The following is a 20,688-nucleotide window of genomic DNA, read 5'->3' on the forward strand; positions in this document are numbered from 1 at the left end:
AATCTTATTGCTTCTTCAGGTTGCGGTACGACACGAGATCGTTGATCGGCCCGACTTCGAGCCCGCTCACGCCGGGCCGCGTCGCGACCTGCGCGACTTTCTCGAACATGATCACGAACGGCGAGCGCGCAAGCATTTCCTTCTGCATCGCCTGGTACCGCTGCGCGCGTTTTGCGGCGGTCGGTTCGGCGAGCGCGGTGTCGGTTTCCTTCGTCAGTTGCGGGATGTCCCAGCTGTTGCGCCAGGCCAGCATTTTATAGCTCGACTTGTCGGAATTGTCCGGATTCCACGCAAAACCCTGCGCGTTGCTGTGCGGATCGATGTAGTCGGCCGACCATTCGCCGATGTAGATGTCGTGCTGGCGCGCGCGGTATTTCGCGAGCGTCTGCTTGTTGTCGCCGGGGATCAGCTGCACCTTGATGCCGGCCTGCGCGAAGTTCGCCTGCACGGCCTGCGCGATTTCGGTGTACGGATAGTCGTTGCGCACGTCCATCGTCACCGTAAAGCCGTTCGGCACGCCGGCCTTCGCGAGCAGCGCCTTCGCCTTCGCGACGTCCAGCTTGTACGGGTTCGTGTTCAGCGTGCCGAGGAAGCCTTCGGGCAGGAAGGTCTGGTGCACCTTGTAGGTCGTCTTCACCACGTTGCCCTGGATGCCCGCATAGTCGACCAGCCACTTCAGCGCTTCCTGCACGTCGGGTTTCGCGAGCGTCGGGTTCTTCGTGTTCAGGCCGAGATACAGCAGCGTCGCCTGCGGCGAGGCCGACACCTTCGCCTTGCCGGATTTCACGACCGACGCCAGATCGTCGGGGCTCAGGTCGCGCGCCGCGTCAACGTCGCCGTTTTCCAGCAGCAGGCGCTGGCTTGCAGCTTCGGGCACGTGGCGCAGCACGATGCGCTTCATCGCGAGCGGCAGCCGGTAGCCGTCGAAGCGCTGCAGCACGAGGCTGTCGCCCGCCGTCCATTTCACGAGCTTGTAGCCGCCGGAGCCGGCCTCGTTGGTCTTCAGCCATGCGTTGCCGAAGTCGTTGCCCTGCTGGTGCGACAGCAGCAGCTTCTTGTCGACCACCGATGCGGGCCACGAGCCGAGCACGTTCAGCACGAAGGTCGGGGCGTACTTCTGGTCGGTCGTGACCGATACCGTCAGGTCGTCGAGCTTCTTCACGTTGGCGACGACGTTCGCCTTCGAGAGCCCGATGCCGGTCAGCACGGCCGCCGGGCCCTTGTCGAGCAGCACCGCGCGCTGGATCGACCAGGCGACGTCATCGGCCGTCAGCGGGTTGCCCGAGTGGAACTTGAGGCCGGGGCGCAGCTTGAACGTATAGGTCAGCCCGTCGGGGCTCACCGTCCACGACTGCGCGACGTCGCCGTTGAATTTCGACGGATCGCGCAGGTCGACGCGCACGAGCCGATCGTACGTATTTGCGACGTATTCCTCCGGCACCAGCTCGTAGATCTCGCCCGGGTCCAGCGTCGTGAATTCGTCGAGCAGCGTGGCCATCACGAACATGTCCTTCGGCGTTTCCGCGCGCGCGGCGGAAAGCGGAACGGCGGCGAGAACGGACGCGGCGGCCAGCGCCGCGACGAGCCTGGATGTCAGCAATTTCATGTGCGCTCCATGTGTCGTTGAAGTCGTTGAGGGCGTCGAACGTGAACGGTGAAGGGAATGCATGTGGCCATCACATCAGGTGCCACGGGCCGCTGTCGGCATTGTCGATCTGCGGCAGCGCGCGCGAGCCCGGCAATTCGTAGTGCCACCACTCGCTGTCGATGTGCGCGAAGCCGGCCGCGTGCATCACGCCGAGCAGCAGCAGGCGATTGCGCTGCACGGCTTCGGGCAGCCCCGCGTGGAAGTGGCCGGAGGCGGCGACCATCTCGTCGAAGCCGGTGCCCATGTCGAGCGGCTCGCCGTCCGCGCCGACGAGCGTCAGGTCGAGCGCGGTGCCGCGGCTGTGATTCGAGCCGCGGCCGAGGTCGGCGATGAAATTCGGATCGGGCAGGAAATCCCACAGCACCTGCTGCGCCTGCGGCGGCCGGTACGCGTCGTAGATGCGCAGCGTGAAGCCGGCCTGCGCGGCGATGTCGACCGCGCGGCGCAGCGCGGCTTCGGCCGGCTCCAGCAGCAGGCAGTGCGCGCGGCGATAGATCGGCTTGCCGGTCAGGTTGCGGTCGGTCGCGTAGACGAGATCGATGTCGACGCGATGCGTGGCGGGCGTGATTTCAACGAGGCGGTGAGCGGTCATCGGCGGTTCGGAGGTCACTCGCTTTCAGGATTCGAATTGATCGAACGTGTGCTGCAGTTCGCGGTTGCGCGCGACGCGCCGGTCGATCGCGGGGCCAAGACGGTCAACCACGGCCGTGATCAGCAGGTTGAACAGGCAGGTGAGCGGCGCGAGCGAATCCCAGAACTGGCCGACGTCGGTCTTCACCTGCAACAGGTCGGCCGGCCAGTCGCGCGCCCACGGGCACGACAGATCCGTGACCAGCGCGAACGGCTGTCCGCGCTCGGCGGCCGCCTGGCAATAGCGGCGCGCGCTGCGCGAATAGGCGCGCGTATCGGTGACGATGCAGTACGGCCGCTCGAATTCGGAGTTCAGCGAATCGACGTACGAGCCCGACTGGCCGTCCGAATAGAAGACGCGCGGGCGCAGGTATTCGAGGTAGCTGCTGAATGCGTTGCTGATCCCGCGCGTCGACTGGATGCCGAGGATGAACACGGCGTCTGCATGCGCGATCCGGTCGGCCACCTGCGCGAACACCGGGCCTTCTGCGAGCCGGTACACGTGGCGGATCGCATCGAGCTCGCGCTCGAGCGACGTCGCGAGCGGGCCTTCACTGCCGTTGCTGCCGTTGCTGCCGTTGCCGTCGGGTTCGGCCGGTTGCGTGCCGGCGACGCGACGGTATTCGTCGAGCCGGTCGGTGATCATCCACGGGCGGTCGCCGCCGCCGCGCAGCTCGCGCTTCAGGTCGTCGAGGTTGCGATAGCCGACGCTGCGCAGAAAGCGCCCGACCGAGATGCCGCTGGTGCCGGCCTGCTGCGCGATCTGGTCGGCCGTCTCGAGCCCGAGCCGGTCGAGGTTCGCGAGCATGTAGCTCGCGATGCGCTTGGCGGTCGGCGTCAGCTCGGCATAGCGGGATTCGACGGTATGAGCGAACGCACAGGTCATCGGCTGTTAGATCGTTGTCGTCTGATGATCGAATGTCATCCATCTAACAAAGCCAAAATCATTCGCGCCAGCGGATAAAAACTATGGTGTGAGGATAGGTGATAGGGTCGAAAGCGGGCTGGGTGGTACGGGCAGGGGCGTGAGCAGGGCGGGCAAATTATTCCTGTCAGGCATATTTTGCGTTTATGCCTGACAGGAATATTTGGCCAGCAGCGGGTGCTTCGCTTGCCGCAGGAAGCCCTCGACATTTCGGCAAATGTCGGTTTCCGCTCCATTCGATCAGTTATCCAAATCGAATGGATAGCATGACGACCGCGCACGGTTCCACTTCCACCTTCACTTGACGAGACCGATTCGCCTGCGCCCTGCGCCCCGAAGCGCCTGAATAATTACAAAATTAAAGCGAATCAGATTAACTCATTAATTCAGGTTAATAATTCATTTAAGTTTTCATAAAAATTGGATTTAACTTGCGTCACGGGATGTTCGATTTTCGATAATCCGAAAAACGGCATGTGTTCCGTAATGGGAATTCACTCAATCGCTGGAATGAAGAGGAAACCATGACGAATCTTTCTCGACGCAAGATGCTGGCGGGAACGGCTGGCGCCATTGCCGCCGCGGGTATCGCGGTATCGGCCAAGGCTGCCTCGTTCGGTAATCCGGACCGCCCGCCGGAAGGCGCGGTGAATGCGCTCAACCGTCAGAGCCTGACCGACCCGGGGCCTAAAAACCCGGCAATCGCCAATCAATTCCCGTCCTTTCAGGATCCGCCGGCCACCGATATCAATGGCATGCCGTTATTCTGGGCCTCGTTCAATAATGCGCACAAGCGCATTCAAAATGGCGGATGGGCGCGTGAAGTCACGCAGGACGATTTTGCGATTTCCGAAACCATTTCCGGCGTCAACATGCGCCTCACGCGCGGCGGCATTCGCGAGATGCACTGGCACCAGCAGGCCGAGTGGGCCATCATGCTCGACGGCCGCTGCCGGATCACGGTGCTCGACGAACTGGGGCGGCCCTCGGTGCAGGACGTGAAAACCGGCGATCTCTGGTATTTCCCGCCCGGCCTGCCGCATTCGCTGCAGGGCCTCGGCACCGACGGCGCCGAATTCCTGCTGGCGTTCGATAACGGCCGCGCGTCCGAATTCAACACGCTGCTGCTGACCGACTGGATCGCGCACACGCCGCCCGACGTGCTCGCGCTCAACTTCGGCGTGCCGGCCGACGCGTTCAAGAACATTCCGCTCGACAACCTGTGGATCTTCCAGGGCGACGAGCCGGGCCCGCTCGCGCAAGCGCAGCGCGCGTCGGCGTCGTCGGCCGGGGCGCCGCCGCATCCGTTCATCTTTTCGCTCGGCGACATGAAGCCGGTCAGGAAGACCCGTGGCGGCGAAGTGCGCATCGCGGACAGCACGAACTTCAACGTGTCGACCACGGTCGCGGCGGCGCTCGTCACCGTGCATCCGGGCGGCATGCGCGAACTGCACTGGCACCCGAACGCGGACGAATGGCAGTACTACCTGCAGGGCGACGCACGGATGACCGTGTTCGACACGGGGCCGAAAGCGCAGACGGCCGACTTCCGCACGGGCGACGTCGGCTACGTGAAGAAGAGCCTCGGGCACTACGTGCAGAACACCGGCAGCACTGACCTGGTGTTCCTCGAGATCTTCAAGACCGACCGCTATGCGGAAGTGTCGCTGTCCGACTGGCTCGCGCATACGCCGCCGCAGCTCGTCGAAGCACACCTGAACGTCGCGCCGGACGTGATCGCGCAGTTTCCGCGCAACCGTCCCGACGTCGTGCCGCTGTAACGCCGCCGCCGTGGCCGGCAGGCGGCATGCCGGCCGCGGCGCCCGACCTTCAGGAAGCCTTTCTCATTCGAACGGAACCTCACCATGATTCCCGTCACGAGCAAACCTGCCGGCGGCTTCGCGCTGCCGGGCCTGTCCACCGCGCACACCGACGGTGCCGCGCGCGCCGCACTGGAAGGGCGCCGCACCGGCGTCGCCGCGCTGCTGCCGTTCGTCGGCCCGGCCGTGATCGCGTCGATCGGCTACATGGACCCCGGCAACTTCGCGACCAACATCCAGGCCGGTGCCGCGTACGGCTACCGGCTGCTGTGGGTCGTGCTGGCCGCGAACACGATCGCGATGCTGTTCCAGGCGATGTCGGCGAAGCTCGGCATCGTGACCGGCCGCAATCTCGCGGAGCTGTGCCGCGACCGCTTTCCCGCGCCGGTCGTATGGGGCATGTGGGTCGCGTCCGAAATCGCCGCGATGGCGACCGACCTCGCCGAATTCCTCGGTGGCGCGCTCGCCTTCGGGCTGTTGTGCCACCTGTCGCTGTTCACGGGGATGATCGCGACAGCGCTCGCGACCTGCGCGATCCTCGCGCTCGAAAAGCGCGGGTTCCGGCCGCTGGAGGCCGCGATCGCGGCGCTGGTCGGCGTGATCGGCGCGTGCTATCTCGGCGAACTGCTGATCGCGCCGCAGGACTGGCACGCGGCCGCGTTCCACCTGGTCGTCCCGCAGATTCCGGATCACACGGCGCTGACGATCGCGGTCGGGATCATTGGCGCGACGATCATGCCGCACACACTGTACCTGCATTCGGGGCTCACGCAGGATCGCACCGCGCCGCGCGACGACGCGGAGCGGCGGCGGCTCGTGCGTTTCTCGAACCGCGAGGTCGTCGTCGCGCTCGGGCTGGCCGGGTTCGTGAATCTCGCGATGGTGATGATGGCGTCGTCGGCGTTTCACGCGAGCGCGCCGGGCCTGACCGACATCGGCGACGCGTATCACACGCTGATCCCGGTGCTCGGGCCGGCGGCCGGCGCGCTGTTTCTCGTCGCGCTGCTGACGTCGGGCGTGTCGAGTTCGGTGGTCGGCACGATGGCCGGGCAGGTCGTGATGCAGGGCTTCATCCACCGTCGCATGCCGGTCTGGGTGCGGCGCGCGGTGACGATCGTGCCTGCGTTCGCGGTGGTTGCGTTCGGCTGCGACGTCACGCGTGCGATGGTCGCGAGCCAGGTCGTGCTGAGCTTCGTGCTGCCGCTGCCGATGGTTGCGCTGCTGATGCTGTCGGCGCGCGCGGACGTGATGGGTGCCTACGCGATGCGGCTGCCGCTGCGGATCGTCGCCGGGGCGGCGACGGTCGTGATCGTCGGGTTGAATGCGTACCTGGTGTGGGCGGCCTTCAATTGAATGGCAGCGGGCCGGCAGCTTACTGCTGCATGTCCGGCGCCTCGCGCAGCCGCCAGATCGCGTTGCATTGCCGACCGCCGTACGGCACAGCGCCGGCGCGGCGGCCGCGGCGATGACCCGCGCGCCGGCATGGCCGGCCGCGCGGGCAGCGCCCGTTACTTCGCGAGCGTGCGGTATGACACGAGGTCGTTGATCGGCCCGATTTCCGGCCCGGTCACGCCGGGGCGCGTCGCGACCTGCACGACCTTCTCGAACATGATGATGAACGGCGAGTTCGCGAGCACGGCCTTCTGCAGCGCTTCGTAGCGCTGCGCACGCTTCGCGGGCGACGGCTCGACGAGTGCGGCCTCGGTGTCCTTCGTCAGTTGCGGAATGTCCCAGCTGTTGCGCCACGCGAGCATCTTCGTCGGCGACTGGTCGGAGTTGTCCGGATTCCACGCAAAGCCGCGCGCATTGCTGTTCGGGTCCATGTAGTCGGGCGACCATTCGCCGATGAAGATGTCGTGCTGGCGCGCGCGATACTTGCCGATCGCCTGCTTCGCATCGCCCGGAATCAGTTTCACGCGGATGCCGCCCTGCGCGAAGTTCGCCTGCAGCGCCTGCGCGATCTCGAGGTACGGATAGTCGTTCGGCATGTCCATCGTCACGTCGAAGCCGTTCGGCAAGCCGGCCTTCGCGAGCAGCGCCTTCGCCTTCGCGACGTCCTGCTTGTACGGCCGAGCGTTCGACGTGCCGAGGAAGCCTTCGGGCAGGAAGGTTTCATGCACCTTGTAGGTCGTGCTGACGATGTTGCGCTGGATGCCGTCGTAGTCGACGAGCCATTTCATCGCCTGCTGCACCTCGGGTTTCGCGAGGTTCGGGTTCTTCGTGTTCAGGCTCAGGTAAAGCAGCGCGGACACCGGCCACGACGTGACCTTGATCTTGCCGGCCTTCGTCAGCGCGGCGAGGCTGTCGGGGCTCAGGTTGCGCGCGGCATCGGCGTCGCCGTTCTCCAGCAGCAGCCGCTGCGCGGATGCTTCGGGCACGTGGCGCAGCACGACGCGCTTCATCGGGTACGGCGTGCGGTATTTCTCGAAGCGCTGCAGCACGATGGTCTCGTTGGGCGTCCACTTCACGAGCTGGTACGGGCCCGAGCCCGCGTCGTTGGTGCGCAGCCAGCCGCTGCCGAAATCGTTGCCCTGCTGGTGCGACAGCAGCAGCTTCTTGTCGAAGACCGATGCCGGGCACGCGCTCAGCACGTTGAGCACGAAGCTCGGCGCGTATTTGCGATCGGTTTCGAGCACGACGGTCTGCGGATCGACCACGCGCACCTTCTGCATCACGTTCGCCTTCGTGAGGCCGAGATCGGCGAGCACGCCGGCCGGCCCCTTGTCGAGCAGGATGGTGCGCTGCAGCGACCACGCGACGTCGTCGGCGGTCACCGGGTTGCCGGAATGGAACGTGAGGCCGGGGCGCAGCTTGAACGTGTAGGTCACGCCGTCGGCGCCGACCGTCCACGATTGCGCGATCTGCCCGTCGAAGCGCGTCGGGTCCTTCAGGTCGACGCGCACCAGGCGTTCGTAGGTGTTCGCGACATACTCGGACGGCACCAGCTCGTAGATCCCGCTCGGGTCGAGGGTCGTGAATTCGCCGAGCTGCGTGGCGACGACGAAGATGCCGGGCGGCGTGGCCGCCTGCGCCGGCAATGCCGGAACAAGCGCGACGAGCGCGGCGCTGACGAACAGGCGGGACAGCAGGTGCTTCATGCGGGCTCCGTGGAAAGGGAATCGTGGGTGCGATTCTCTCATCGACGGCCACCCGGATGAAAATATTCGGCGTGCGCGCCGGCGGGTTGGCGCGCAGGAGCGAGCCGGGCGGATGCCCGGCATCGGCAGGTTCGGATCAGATCGCGCAGCGCGCGATCGCGAAGCGCATCGCTTCCTCGGCCGGCTCGTTGCCCGAGCCGCGCACGACCTTGATGACGGAGCCGTTGCCCGACGGCGTCAGCGTGACGAAGTACGAGTTCGAGCCGACGGAGATATCGGTCACGCCGTTGTGCTGCGATTGCTCGGTGCCCGACAGGCGGCTGTCGAGGCAGTTGGCGACCGCGTAGGCCGGACGTTGCGACGACACGTAGATCATCGGCGCCGAGCCGGACGAAGCGGCCGAGTCGGACGAGGGCGCGGAACCGCAGGCGGCGAGCAGGGCGGCGGGAAGGAGCAGCAGGAATCGTTTCATGGTCGGTCGTCGTGTGTCTCGTATCGAGGCTGGGGCGCGGGGTAGGCGAAACGCGAAGCTTCGCGACGAAACCGCCCGGAATCGGGCCGTTTTTGACGGACGACGATGCAACAGGCGGCTGACGACGGAGTATACCCGCAGCGTTTGACGGCGTTGGGGCGTTGAAACGATTCGATACAACAAGCACCCGCTACCGCATCGCGGCAGCGGGCGTTTCAGGTGATGGCGAATGGGCACCTGCCGGTGTTGTCGATCTTATTGGCCGATCTGGTGGCTGACCGCATTTTCCTGCTGGTTCAGCACGTGCTTTTCGCTCTTCGTGATGTGGCTGTGATCCTGCCCAGCCATGTCCCGCTCTTCCTGGCGGATCTTGCGGTCGTCACGGTGCAGGCGCGCGGCCTGTGCGTGCGACATCTCGCCTTCCTTCACTTCGTGATGGATCCGGCGATTCTGGTTTGCGAGGCGCTGGTTGACCTCTTCGCGGCGCGGATGTGCCTGTTGCCACGGCGTGTCGGCGAACGCGGTGCCGGTCAGCACCGACATCAGGGTGGCGGCAATCGCGAGATGGCGGGTAAGGGCTCGCATGGTGTTTTCTCCTGTCGTTGCGCGTCCGGATCGTGGGCGCTTGTTCAAAAAACGCGGAGGGGGCACCGGCTGTTGACGTTTCCGCCTGTATCGATTGCAAGTCTTTATTACGTGGGCGCGTGGCGGTGCGGGCCCCGGCGTGCGCGGCGCGGGGCCCGATCGTCGCGCATGCGGATCAATGCGCGCCGGCCGCCGCCGCATCGGCATCGCCGCCGCCCGAGCGCGACGGCTTCGTGATCCAGATCAGCGGAATGATCGCGATGAAGATGATCGCGGACACGTAGAAGATGTCGTTCAGCCCCATCACGGCCGCCTGCGAATCGACCGACGCGTTGAAGAACGCGAGCGCCGAATCGGGGCCCAGATGCAGCAGCGAACGCGTCGTGTCGACGTGCTGCGCGAAGGTCGGGTTGGTGACGCTCGCCTGTTCGGTGAGCCGTGCGTGATGCAGGATCGTGCGGTCGTTCCACGCGTTGCTGATCAGCGACGTGCCCACCGCGCCGCAGAACGTGCGGCCGAAATTCGACAGGCCGGCCGCGGCCGGGATCTTTTCCGGCGGCAACCCGGACAGGATGATCGACGTCAGCGGCACGAAGAACATTGCCATCGGGATGCCCTGCAGCAGCGTCGGCAAAATGAGATCCCAGCGCGACACGTCGGTGTAGAAGGTCGTGCGCATCATGAACACGACCGCGAAGCCGACGAACGCGAGCGTCGCGATGTAGCGCGGATCGGTGCGCGGCAGCAGGCGCCCCATGACCGGCGTGAGCAGGATCGCGAACACGCCGAGCGGCGCGGTGGCGAGCCCGGAATCGACCGCACGGTAGCCGAGATAGCCCTGCATCCACTGCGGCAGCAGCACCAGTGTGCCGAAGAACATCCCGTACGCGACCGAGATCGCGATCGTGCCGCCCGCGAAATTGCGCTGCGTGAACAGGCGCAGGTCGACGATCGGGTTCGCCTCGTGGAACTCCCACACGAGGAAGAACGCGAAGCCGATCAGCGCGACGACGCCGAGCGCGACCACGACGGGCGAGTTGAACCAGTCGAGATCCTTGCCCTTGTCGAGCATGATCTGCAGCGAGGCGACCCACAGCACGAGCAGCAGCAGGCCGACCTTGTCGATCGGCATGCGTTTCGTGGCCGATTCGCGGTCGCGGAACACGATCCACGTGACGGCGGCCGCGAAGAAGCCGACCGGGATGTTGATGTAGAAGATCCACGACCAGTTGTAGTCGTACGTGATCCAGCCGCCGAGCGACGGCCCCGCGATCGGGCCGACGAGCGCGGTCATCGACCACAGCGCCAGCGCGCTCGACGATTTCTGCCGTGGCCACGCGCCGAGCAGCAGCGCTTGCGACAGCGGCGCGAGCGGCCCGGCGACCGCGCCCTGCAGGATCCGCGCGGCGAGCAGTGTCGGCAGGTTCGGCGCGATCCCGCACAGCCACGACGCGAACACGAACAGCAGGATCGACGTGACGAACAGGCGTACCTGGCCGAAGCGCTGCGTGAGCCAGCCGGTCAACGGAATCGATACCGCGTTCGCCGCCGCGAAGATCGTGATCACCCACGTGCCTTCGTCGACCGACACGCCGAGGTCGCCCGAGATCGTCGGAATGGCGACGTTCGCGATCGACGAGTCGAGCACGTTCATGAACATCGCGAGCGACACCGCGATCGTGCCGATCGCGAGGCGGCCGCCCGATAGCGGCGCTGAAGAAGACGGAGAGGACATGGGTTTCCTGCGTAAGGGGCGTAAGGTGCGCAACGGTTGCGGCCCGTTGCTGCGGGCGCACGCCGTCGCACGCGACCGCGCACGCACGCGCGCGCGCGAAAGCGACGCAGGCGCGGCGCGGCTGCTGAACGGAAGGGGCGCGGCGCGCGCGACGCGGCCCGGTAGAGGGGGCCGACGCGTACGACGTGCTGCTCGATCGGATGCACGAAGCCGTGGCGGGCTTCGGGAGGCGGGATGCTGCCGGTCAGGAAGGCGGGACGCGCGTGACGCGCCTGCGGGCAGCGGTCAGGCGGCTGCCGTCGCGTGTGGAATGGTTTTGCATCGCGACAGGCTAACGATGTGGCGAGCCGCCATCAACACGGGCCGGCTCATTAATCGATTTCGCTTGCTGCAATAATCGGCGTGCGAACCGTGCCGGTTAGGGTGCGGTTCGCCAATCGTCGAACACTTCCGCCAGGAATTCGACGAACGCGCGCACCTTGCTGTCGAGGGTCGCGCGCCGCGGATACAGCACGTGCAGTTCGACGTCGTCGGTCCGGTGCCAGTCGGGCAGCACGATTTCGAGCTCGTTCCGTTCGAGCCGGCGGGCCGTGTAGTGCGTCGAGACCAGCGCGATGCCGCCGCCGCTCGCGGCCTGGCGCAGCACCGTCACCGATTCGTTGGTGATCAGCACCGGCCGCACCGGCACGTCGGCCACTTCGCCGGCCGCATTGGTGAGCCGCAGCGTCAGCCCGGGCGCGTCGCGACCGACGAGCAGCAGGTCGTGCTGCGCGAGATCCTGCGGCGTGGTGGGCCGGCCGACGCGGTCGAGATAGGCGGGGCTCGCGGCCAGCTTCGCCTGCGACCAGCCGAGCGAGCGTGCGATGTAGCTGGAATCGGTCAGCACGCCCGCGCGCAGCGCCACGTCGAAGCCGTGCTCGACGAGATCGAGCGGGTTGTTGTCGTAGATCAGCACGAGCTGGACTAGCGGGTAGCGCCGGCGAAACTCGGCGAGCGCCGGCTCCAGTTCGAACAGGCCGATCGAGTAGGGCACCAGCACGCGCAGCATGCCCTCCGGCGCCGTGCGCAGGGCGCGGGCCTGGCGGTCCGCATCGAGCAGGATGTCCTCGGCGCGCAGGCAGCGCTCGTAGTAGTCGCGTCCGGCCTCGGTGACGGAGACGCGGCGCGTGGTGCGGTACAGCAGCTGGACGCCGAGATCGTCCTCGAGCTGCTTGACCTTGCGGCTCACGCGGCTGAGCGGCATGTCGAGGTGCGTGGCGGCGGCGGTGAAGTTGCCGCGCTCCACCACGCGCAGGAATATCCGGATGCTTTCGAAGTCCATACGGTGTGCTTCAGTGTTCGACCTGCGCGCATCTTACCTTCGCCAGCCGAATCGCTTCGTGCGGCGGCGATTATCCTGCCCGGTGCAATAACGCATCCTGTCTGAGCCTCTTAGTAGCGACGGCGCGCCCCCGTATGCTCGCCGCATGAAATTCGCGTTACCCCCTCTGCCGCCGCTCGCGGCCGTGCGCACCGCGCTGCGCGATGCCCGGCCCACGCTGCCGCCCGGCGCCCTCGGCTTCGCATTGCGCAACACGGCGGCGTCGCTGCTCGCGCTCTACATCGCCTTCCGGATGAATCTCGACGACCCGAAATGGGCCGCGTCGACGGTGTGGATCGTTGCGCAGGGCAGCCGCGGGATGGGTTTGTCGAAGAGCCAGTACCGGATTCTCGGCACCGCGGTCGGCGCGGCCGTCGCGCTCGTGCTGACCGGGGCGTTCGCGCAGACGCCCGAGCTGTTCCTGCCGGCGCTCGCCGCGTGGATCGGCCTGTGCGCGGGCGTCGCGACCTTCCTGCGCAATTTCCGCGCGTATGCGGCGGTGCTCGCGGGCTATACGGCGGCGATCATCGCGATGGACGCCGTTTCCGCGCCGTTGCACGCATTCGACATCGCGACCGCGCGATTCCTGTACGTGGTGGTCGGCATCCTGTGCGGCGCGGCGTTCGAGACGGTGTTCGCGCCCGGTTCGCCGCTGGCCGATGTCCGCACGCGGCTCGCGCGCTATCTCGACCGCGCGGTGGCCGTCGGTGCGGGCGCGCTGCGCCGCGAGTCGAACGGCGCGGCCGTGCACCGGCTGTTCGCGGATGCACTTGAACTCGACACGGCGGCCGAGTATGCGGCTGCCGGCGCACCGCCGGTGCGCAACGCGATCGGCCATCTGCGCGCGGCGGTGCTGGGCGTGCTGTCCGCGCAGGCCGCGGGGCAGGCGCTGCACGAACACGCGGCGCGCAGCGGCGGCACGCCGGACCCGCTGGTCGCCGATGCCGCACAGGTGCTCGACGGCGTGGCCGCGTCGGGCGAAGCGGGGCCCGCGCTGACCGCATTGCGTGCGCGTGTGGACGACGCGGTGCGTGCCGAGGCCGCGGAGCCGGCCGGCTCGGACCCGTCGCGCCTGCTCACGCTCGACCGGCTGGCGGCACTGCTTGCCGGGTTCGACGCCGCCTATGCTGGCAAGGCGCAGCTGGACCGGCCGAATCCGCCGGCATCGCGCGTGCGCTATGCGTTCCACCACGATCCGGTACTCGCGTGGCACAACGGGATTCGCGCGTTCATCGCGGTGCTGGTCGCGTCGGCGCTCTGGATCGTCACCGCATGGCCGTCGGGCGCCGGGTTCGTCGCGATCACGGGCGTGGTCTGCGCGCTGTTCTCGACGCGCCCGAACTCGGTCGGCGCCACCGTCGGCTTCCTGAAAGGGGCGGCCTGCGCGGCGGTCGCGGGCGCGCTCTGCAATTTCGTGCTGCTGCCGGCGGTGTCGGGCTTCGAGATGCTTGCGTACATCCTCGGCGTGTTCATGATCGGCACGGGTATCGCGATGCGCAATCCGCGCACGGCCGGCATCGGCAGCGGTTTCTCGATCTTCTTCTGGAATTTCACGTCGCCGGACAATACGGCGCGCATCGGCGACGCCGCCTTTCTCAATTCGGCGCTTGCCACGCTGCTGGGCATCGCGTTCGGGGCGCTGGTGTTCTCACTCGTATTTCCCGGCGATCCCGGCACGAGCCGGCGGCGCCTGCATCGCGCGGTGCGCGACGACCTGGCGCGCATCGCACGCAACCCGCGGGCGTGGCGGGCGAGTGCGTGGCTGAGCCGTACGGCCGACCGTCTCGGGCGTGAACTCGGTTTCGCGGGCCGTCTGCCGCCTGACCTGATCGAGCGCGACCTGAGCGATCTGCTCGCGGCCTGGACGATCGGCGACAGCCTGCTGGCGCTGGCCGACCTGGCGGCACGCGAGCCGGCGGCGCGGCGTGCGGTCGCGTTGGTGCGAGGGCGGGTCGGGCACGCGGATTTTGCGCGGCTGGAGCGCGCCAGCAACGCGGCAGCCCGCGTGCTGCTGCGGCGCGTGACCGAAGTCGATAGCGACGACGGCCGCGCGCTGCTGCGCGGTGCGGTGTTGTTGAGAACGATCGCGGAGACGGCGGCCGCGCACGATGGCTTCCTGCGAGGCCGCCAGGATTGACGGCGTGCCCGACGCGCGTGTGCGGCGGGCAGTGCGTCAACTGAGCCGATAGGCCTTGCCCGGCGTCACTTCCGCCGGCAGCGGCTCGCGGTTCAGTTCGAGCAGCGTGCGCTCGATCTGGCGCGTCATCGCATCGAGGGCGAGATGGTTCGGCCCGTCGCCGAACGGCTCGGCGATTGCATGCGCGATCGCGTCGAGCGCGATCAGCGTATAGGCGACGAACACGGTAACGAACGGCGTCGCCGCGCCGATCGAATCGACGAGGCCGAACGGCAGCAGCACGCAGTACGCGTAGATGGTCCGGTGCAGCAGCACGTCGTACGAGAACGGGATCGGCGTCGACGCGATCCGTTCGCAGCCGCTCACCATCGACACGAGATCGTCGAGGCGCGCGTCGAGCATCCAGAGCCGCGTGTCGGAGAGGTGGCCCGCATCGGCGCGTGCGGCGAACGCTTCGCGCAGTTCGTGCACGATGACGACCGGGCGGAACCGCGAAGCGGCGACGCGCGCATAGGTGGCGCCGTCGAGCAGCCCGCGCAGGTCCGCGGCCGGATCCGTGCCGCGCAGTTGATGCTTGAGCGCATAGACGAACGCGACGACTTTGCGCACGAACACGCGCCGCGAGGCATCGTCACGATCGATCGCACCGTAGCAGAGCGCCTGCGACACCAGCGTGCGCGTGGCGGTCAGAACCCCGCCCCACAGTTGCCGCCCCTCGCGGTAGCGTTCGTAGCTCGCGTTATTGCGAAACCCCGCGAAGATCGCGAGCGTGAGGCCGATCAGCGTGAACGGCGTCGGGTTCAGCGGCACCTTCTCGCCGAGCACGCGGCCGCCACCCCATACCGCCACGAGGCTGATCGCGAGCGTCAGCACGAGCTGCGGCAGGATGGTCGGCAACACCGAGCCGTTCCAGACGAGCAGCATCCGCAGCCAATGCTCGCGCGGACGAACGATCATCGCTGCGCTCCGTCAGGCGGCGATCGACGCCGGCGCGGCCGCGCGATGCAGCAGCACCGGGATCGACTTCGACGTCGGCGTGTTGCATACGTCGCCGACGCTGTCGAGCGGCACGAGCGGGTTCGTTTCCGGGTAGTACGCGCCGATGCAGCCGCGCGGGATGTCGTACTCGACGAGCAGGAAGCCGTCCGCGCGCCGCTCGATGCCGTCGTGCCACACGGTTTCCATGTCGACCCATTCGCCGGCCTTCAGGCCGAGCATCGCGAGGTCGTCACGGTTGGCGAACACCACGCGGCGCTGGCCGAACACGCCGCGATAGCGGTCGTCGAGCCCGTAGACGGTCGTGTTGTACTGATCGTGCGAGCGCGTCGTCATCAGCGTCATCAGCCGTTCGCCGTGCAGCGCGCGGGCACGCTGGATTGGCGTGTCGGTCGGCAGCGCGTGCGCGATGAAGTTCGCCTTGCCGGTCGGCGTGAGCCATTCGCGGTCGCGCGACGCGACGCGCAGGTGGAAGCCGCCCGGCCGCGCGATGCGCGTGTTGTAGTCGTAGAAGCCGTCGAGCGTCGCCTCGATCGCGTCGCGGATCTTCGCGTAGTCGTCCTTGTAGGCCAGCCAGTCGATCTTGCCGTTGCCGAACAGCGCATGGCCCATGTGCGCGACGATCGCGGGCTCCGACATCAGGTTCGGCGACGCCGGCTTGTTCATCCCGTACGACACGTGGACCATGCTCATCGAATCCTCGACCGTCACGCCTTGCGCGACGTTGTCCTGCAGGTCGATCTCGGTGCGACCGAGCGTCGGCAGGATCAGCGCGTCGCGGCCGTGGATCAGGTGGCTGCGGTTCAACTTCGTCGTGATGTGCACGGAGAGGTCGCAACGGCGCATGCCTTCCCACGTGCGCGGCGTGTCGGGCGTCGCCATCGCGAAGTTGCCGCCCAGGCCGATCAGCACCTTCACGTGGCCTTCGAGCATCCCTTCGATCGTCTCGACGACATCGAGGCCGTGGTGGCGCGGCGGTTCGAAGTCGAACACGTGGCCGAGCCGGTCGAGGAACGCCTGCGACGGCTTTTCCTCGATGCCGACCGTGCGGTTGCCCTGCACGTTCGAGTGGCCGCGCACCGGGCACAGGCCGGCGCCTGGGCGGCCGATGTTGCCGCGCATCAGCATCAGGTTCGTCAGCATCTGCACGGTCGCGACCGAATGCTTGTGCTGCGTGATGCCCATGCCCCACGTCGCGATCACGCGCTCGCTGCGCGCATAGAGCTGCGCGAGGCTGTCGATCTGTTCGTACGGCACGCCGCTTTCGGCCGTCAGCGCGGACCAGCTTTCGTTGCGCAGGTCGTCGGCGAATGCGTCGAAGCCGGCCGTGTGCTCGCCGATGAACGCGGTGTCGAGCACGCGCGGCGCACCGGCGGCGCGCGCGGCGTCGTCGAGTTCGAGCACGCGCTTCGCCATCCCCTTGATCAGCGCGAAATCGCCGCCGATCGTCGGCTGGATGAACGTCGACGCGATCTTGGTGCCCGACATCGTCAGCATTTCGATCGGGCTTTGCGGATCGGCGAAGCGTTCGAGGCCGCGTTCCTTCAGCGGGTTGATCGACACGATCGTCGCGCCGCGCTTCGCGCACTCGCGCAGTTCGCCCATCATCCGCGGGTGGTTGGTGGCCGGGTTCTGGCCGAAGATCAGCAGCGTGTCCGCGTGTTCGAAATCGTCGAGCGTGACGGTGCCTTTGCCGACGCCGACCGACGCCGGCAGCCCGCGGCTCGTCGCCTCGTGGCACATGTTCGAGCAGTCGGGGAAGTTGTTCGTGCCGTACAGCCGCACGAGCAGCTGGTACAGGAACGCCGCTTCGTTGCTGGCGCGGCCGGACGTGTAGAACGCGGCCTGGTTCGGGTCGGGCAGCTCACGCAGGTGGCGCGCGATCAGCTCGAACGCGTCGTCCCATGCGATCGGCACGTAGCGGTCGGTCTGCGCGTCATACACCATCGGGTCGGTGAGCCGGCCGTGCTGCTCGAGTTCGAAGTCCGACTGCTCGAGCAGCTCGGTCACGGTGTGCGCGGCGAAGAAGTCGGGCGTCACGCGCTTGCTCGTCGCTTCGGCGGCCACGGCCTTCACGCCGTTTTCGCAGAATTCGAACGTCGATGCGTGCTGGCGGTCGGGCCACGCGCAGCCCGGGCAGTCGAAACCGTCCGGCTGGTTCTGGCGCAGCAGCGTACGGTAGTTGCCGCCTGCGACCTTTTCCTTGATCAGGTTGATCGTGACGGCTTTCAGCGCGCCCCAGCCGGCGGCCGGGTGGGTGTACGGTTCGATGCGCGCGGTGGCGGATTTCTTTTTCATGATGCAGCGGGTGTCGGGGTCGATGGGTGCAGAGTACGCGCGGCCCCGGTCCGGCTGTGTGTACACCTGTTCGCTTCAAAAAAGAGTACAGTTGCGGCCATTCAGGCAGTGCGGATCGCAACTGTGTTGTTGAAGGGAAGTTGAAAGGAAGGCGCATGAAGCGTTACGAACAACTGGCCGACGATCTCCAGGCGCAGATCGAACGTGGCGTGTACCGGCCCGGCGAGCGGATTCCGTCGGTGCGGCAGGCAAGCCGGCAGCAGCAGCTCAGCGTCACGACCGTGCTGCGCGCGTACCTCGTGCTGGAAAGCCGCGGCCTGATCGAAAGCCGGCCGCAATCGGGCTATTTCGTCCGCGCGCGCGCGTCGGCGCCGGCCGAGGCCGAGCTGCACATGTCGGCGCCGGCCGCCGAGCCGTCGGCCGTGGACGTGAGCCGGCTCGTGCTGTCGACGCTGCGCTCGATCTCGCGCGACGACGCGGTGCCGCTCGGCTCGCCGTATCCCGACGCGTCGCAGTTTCCGGTGCAGCGTCTCGCGCGCTATGCGCAGACGATCGGCCGCCGCCGCACGCGCTGGGGCGTGATCGACGATCTGCCGCCCGGCAACCAGGAGCTGATCCGCCAGATCGCGCGGCGCTATGCGGAGCGCGGGATCGCGGTCGAACCCGGCGAGATCGTGGTGACGATCGGCGCGACCGAGGCGATCAACCTGTGCCTGCAGGCCGTCGCGAAGCCGGGCGACACGATTGCCGTGGAGTCGCCGACCTTCTACGCGATGCTGCACGCGATCGAGCGGATGGGCATGCGCGCGCTGGAAGTCGCGACGCACCCGGTCGACGGCATCGATCTCGATGCGCTCGAACGGATCCTCGAACGCGAGCACATCGCCGCGTGCATGGTGATGCCGAATTACCAGAATCCACTCGGGTTCGAGATGCCCGACGCGCGCAAGCGCGCGCTCGTCGAATTGCTGGCGAAGCACGGCGTGCCGGCGATCGAGAGCGACGTCTATCACGAGCTGCACTTCGGCGACACGACGCCGAGCGCGCTGAAGTCGTTCGACCGCGACGGGCTCGTGCTGCATTGCGCGTCGTTCACGAAGAGCCTGTCGCCGCGCTACCGGATCGGCTGGGCGATGCCGGGCCGCTACCGCGACCAGGTCGAGAAGCTGAAATTCCTGAACACGCTTGCGACGCCTGCAATCGAGCAGCTCGCAATTGCCGAGTACCTGAAATACGACGGCTACGATTTCCATCTGCGGCGCATGCGCAAGCAGTACGCGCAGCAGGCGAGCCTGATGAGCGCGATGGTGCGGCGCTTCTTCCCGGAAGGCACGCGGCTGTCGCAGCCGCAGGGCGGGTACGTGCTGTGGGTCGAGCTGCCGCCGCAGGTCGACGCGATGAAGCTGTATGCGGTGGCGCTCGCTCAAGGGATCACGGTCGGCCCGGGGCACATGTTCTCGGCGAGCACCGATTACCGGCATTTCATCCGGCTCAACTACAGCTATCCGTGGTCGCGGCAGATCGAGGATGCATTGAAGGTGCTCGGGCGGCTCGCGTCGGAGTGCGCGGCGCGGTGAGTGCAGGGGGCCGCGCGGCAAGCGGCGGCCGGTCACCGGCCGCCATCGCGCGCATCAACCCGCGTGCGGCGCCTGCAGCCCGGCTTGCGCGGCGCCGACCATCTGCCGCATGTCGAAGCCCGACGGGTGCTGGTACACGCGCAGCCCGAATTCCGGCAACACCGCGATCAGGTGATCGAACAGGTCGGACTGGATGGCCTCGTAGTCGACCCACGTCGTCGTGTCGGTGAAGCAGTACAGTTCGAGCGGAATGCCTTCGGCCGTGAGCGGCAGTTGCCGCGCCATGCAGGTCATGTCGCGGCGGATGCGCGGATGGCCTTTCAGGTAGTTCGCGACATACGCGCGGAACGTACCGAGGTTCGTCAGCTGGCGGCGGTTCGCCGGGCAGTCGCCGGCCGCGCCGAGCGTGCCGTTCCATTGCTCGATCGCGTCGACCTTGTCCTCGAGATAGTCCTTCAGCAGCGTCAGGCGTTCGAGCCGTTCGATCTCGTCGTTTGAGAGAAAGCGCACGCTCGTCGCGTCGACGAACAGCGCGCGCTTGATGCGGCGCCCGCCCGCTTCGGTCATCCCGCGCCAGTTCTGGTAGCTCTCGGTGATCAGTTTCCACGTCGGCACCGTGATGATCGTGTGATCGAAGTTCGCGACCTTGACGGTGTTCAGCGTGATGTCGATCACGGTGCCGTCCGCGCCGGCCGACGGCATCGTGATCCAGTCGCCGATCCGCAGCATGTCGTTCGACGACAGCTGCACGCCCGCGACGAGGCCGAGCAGCGTGTCCTTGAAGATCAGCATCAGCACCGCGGACATCGCGCCGATGCCGGACAGCAGCAGGCCGATCTGCTTGCCGGTCGCGTCGCCGATCACGACCAGCGCGGCCGTGATGAACATCACGAGCTTGACGAGCTGCATCGCGCCTTTCAGCGACAGGTGCGGCTGGTCGTGTTGGTCGCGCTGGTACGTGCGATGCGTGTGTTCGAGTGCGGACAGCGTCGCGCTGACCGTCATCGTCACGAGGAACACGATCAGCGCGAACAGCACCTTGTCGGCGGCCTCGGCGGCCGTCTCGGGGATGCCGGGCACCGCGCCGAGCCCGAGCTTGATCACGACGAACGGGACGATGCGGTTCAGCCATTTGAACGCGCCGAACTCGAACAGCGCGTCGTCGACGCGCGTGGCGGAAAGCCGTGCGAGCCGCGCGACCACGCGGAACAGCAGGAAATGGACGACGGCGGTGATCGCGCCGGCGGCGGCGAGCAGGATGAGGATGCCGACGAGCGGCGCAAACCAGGATTCGTTCAGGGTCATAGGGGCAAACAGGGGCCTTCTCGTGCGTTGAATCGGCGCCGCGGCGCGGCGCGCGCCCGGTGAAGGGCACATGAAAGGGACCGTGATTGTGCCATCGGGTTC

15 protein-coding genes are annotated in these 20,688 nt (G+C 67.1%); 4 read left to right on the forward strand and 11 right to left on the reverse strand.

Features of this window, described 5'->3' with window-relative positions:
* Positions 1-4: 4 nt before the first annotated feature.
* The 3 genes from BCEP18194_RS29045 to sapR form a co-directional block, all read right to left on the reverse strand.
* Complete coding sequence (locus BCEP18194_RS29045) at positions 5-1,606, reverse strand: ABC transporter substrate-binding protein (RefSeq protein WP_011354858.1); 1,602 nt, start codon at positions 1,604-1,606, stop codon at positions 5-7.
* A 70-nt stretch (positions 1,607-1,676) separates the two neighbouring features.
* The gene (gene ddpX / locus BCEP18194_RS29050) at positions 1,677-2,240 is read right to left on the reverse strand and encodes a D-alanyl-D-alanine dipeptidase (RefSeq protein ID WP_011354859.1); all 564 of its coding nucleotides are present in this window, start codon (positions 2,238-2,240) and stop codon (positions 1,677-1,679) included.
* A 24-nt stretch (positions 2,241-2,264) separates the two neighbouring features.
* On the reverse strand, positions 2,265-3,164 hold the full coding sequence (sapR, locus tag BCEP18194_RS29055) for a sap1 transcriptional regulator SapR (RefSeq protein ID WP_011354860.1): 900 nt from the start codon (positions 3,162-3,164) through the stop codon (positions 2,265-2,267).
* Positions 3,165-3,727: 563 nt separating this feature from the next.
* Here sapR and BCEP18194_RS29060 point away from each other — a divergent pair.
* Together BCEP18194_RS29060 and BCEP18194_RS29065 are read left to right on the forward strand one after the other, a co-directional pair.
* A complete protein-coding gene (locus tag BCEP18194_RS29060) occupies positions 3,728-4,984 on the forward strand; it encodes an oxalate decarboxylase family bicupin (protein ID WP_011354861.1) in 1,257 nt (418 codons plus the stop codon).
* An 84-nt stretch (positions 4,985-5,068) separates the two neighbouring features.
* Entirely contained in the window at positions 5,069-6,376 is a 1,308-nt protein-coding gene (locus tag BCEP18194_RS29065) for an Nramp family divalent metal transporter (RefSeq protein ID WP_011354862.1), read from the forward strand.
* 155 nt (positions 6,377-6,531) lie between these two features.
* Here the strand turns inward: BCEP18194_RS29065 and BCEP18194_RS29070 are convergent, their stop codons facing one another.
* The 5 genes from BCEP18194_RS29070 to BCEP18194_RS29090 form a co-directional block, all read right to left on the reverse strand.
* Positions 6,532-8,121, reverse strand: coding sequence for an ABC transporter substrate-binding protein (locus BCEP18194_RS29070; protein ID WP_041493264.1), 1,590 nt, complete (start codon positions 8,119-8,121; stop codon positions 6,532-6,534).
* 136 nt (positions 8,122-8,257) lie between these two features.
* Complete coding sequence (locus BCEP18194_RS29075; protein ID WP_041493265.1) at positions 8,258-8,593, reverse strand: sugar ABC transporter ATPase; 336 nt, start codon at positions 8,591-8,593, stop codon at positions 8,258-8,260.
* 255 nt (positions 8,594-8,848) lie between these two features.
* Complete coding sequence (locus BCEP18194_RS29080; RefSeq protein WP_011354865.1) at positions 8,849-9,178, reverse strand: hypothetical protein; 330 nt, start codon at positions 9,176-9,178, stop codon at positions 8,849-8,851.
* Between the two features lie 175 nt (positions 9,179-9,353).
* Positions 9,354-10,913, reverse strand: coding sequence for a DHA2 family efflux MFS transporter permease subunit (locus BCEP18194_RS29085; protein ID WP_011354866.1), 1,560 nt, complete (start codon positions 10,911-10,913; stop codon positions 9,354-9,356).
* 418 nt (positions 10,914-11,331) lie between these two features.
* Positions 11,332-12,234 carry a LysR family transcriptional regulator gene (locus BCEP18194_RS29090; RefSeq protein WP_011354867.1) on the reverse strand — a complete coding sequence of 301 codons (903 nt, stop codon included), beginning with the start codon at positions 12,232-12,234 and terminating at the stop codon, positions 11,332-11,334.
* A 145-nt stretch (positions 12,235-12,379) separates the two neighbouring features.
* On the opposite strand from BCEP18194_RS29090, the gene BCEP18194_RS29095 reads away from it, so the two are divergent.
* Positions 12,380-14,410, forward strand: a complete 2,031-nt coding sequence (locus BCEP18194_RS29095; protein ID WP_011354868.1) for an FUSC family protein — start codon at positions 12,380-12,382, stop codon at positions 14,408-14,410.
* Between the two features lie 36 nt (positions 14,411-14,446).
* Here BCEP18194_RS29095 and BCEP18194_RS29100 read toward each other — a convergent pair whose 3' ends face one another.
* Positions 14,447-15,367, reverse strand: coding sequence for a bestrophin family protein (locus BCEP18194_RS29100; protein ID WP_011354869.1), 921 nt, complete (start codon positions 15,365-15,367; stop codon positions 14,447-14,449).
* Positions 15,368-15,379: 12 nt separating this feature from the next.
* Positions 15,380-17,704, reverse strand: a complete 2,325-nt coding sequence (locus BCEP18194_RS29105; protein WP_011354870.1) for an FdhF/YdeP family oxidoreductase — start codon at positions 17,702-17,704, stop codon at positions 15,380-15,382.
* 155 nt (positions 17,705-17,859) lie between these two features.
* Between BCEP18194_RS29105 and BCEP18194_RS29110 the strand changes: the two genes are divergently transcribed.
* Positions 17,860-19,281 carry a PLP-dependent aminotransferase family protein gene (locus tag BCEP18194_RS29110; protein ID WP_011354871.1) on the forward strand — a complete coding sequence of 474 codons (1,422 nt, stop codon included), beginning with the start codon at positions 17,860-17,862 and terminating at the stop codon, positions 19,279-19,281.
* Positions 19,282-19,335: 54 nt separating this feature from the next.
* On the opposite strand, the gene BCEP18194_RS29115 is transcribed toward BCEP18194_RS29110, so the two are convergent.
* Positions 19,336-20,586, reverse strand: a complete 1,251-nt coding sequence (locus BCEP18194_RS29115) for a mechanosensitive ion channel family protein (RefSeq protein WP_011354872.1) — start codon at positions 20,584-20,586, stop codon at positions 19,336-19,338.
* Positions 20,587-20,688: the final 102 nt, after the last annotated feature.

Source organism: Burkholderia lata (genome assembly GCF_000012945.1).
Lineage (GTDB): Bacteria > Pseudomonadota > Gammaproteobacteria > Burkholderiales > Burkholderiaceae > Burkholderia > Burkholderia lata.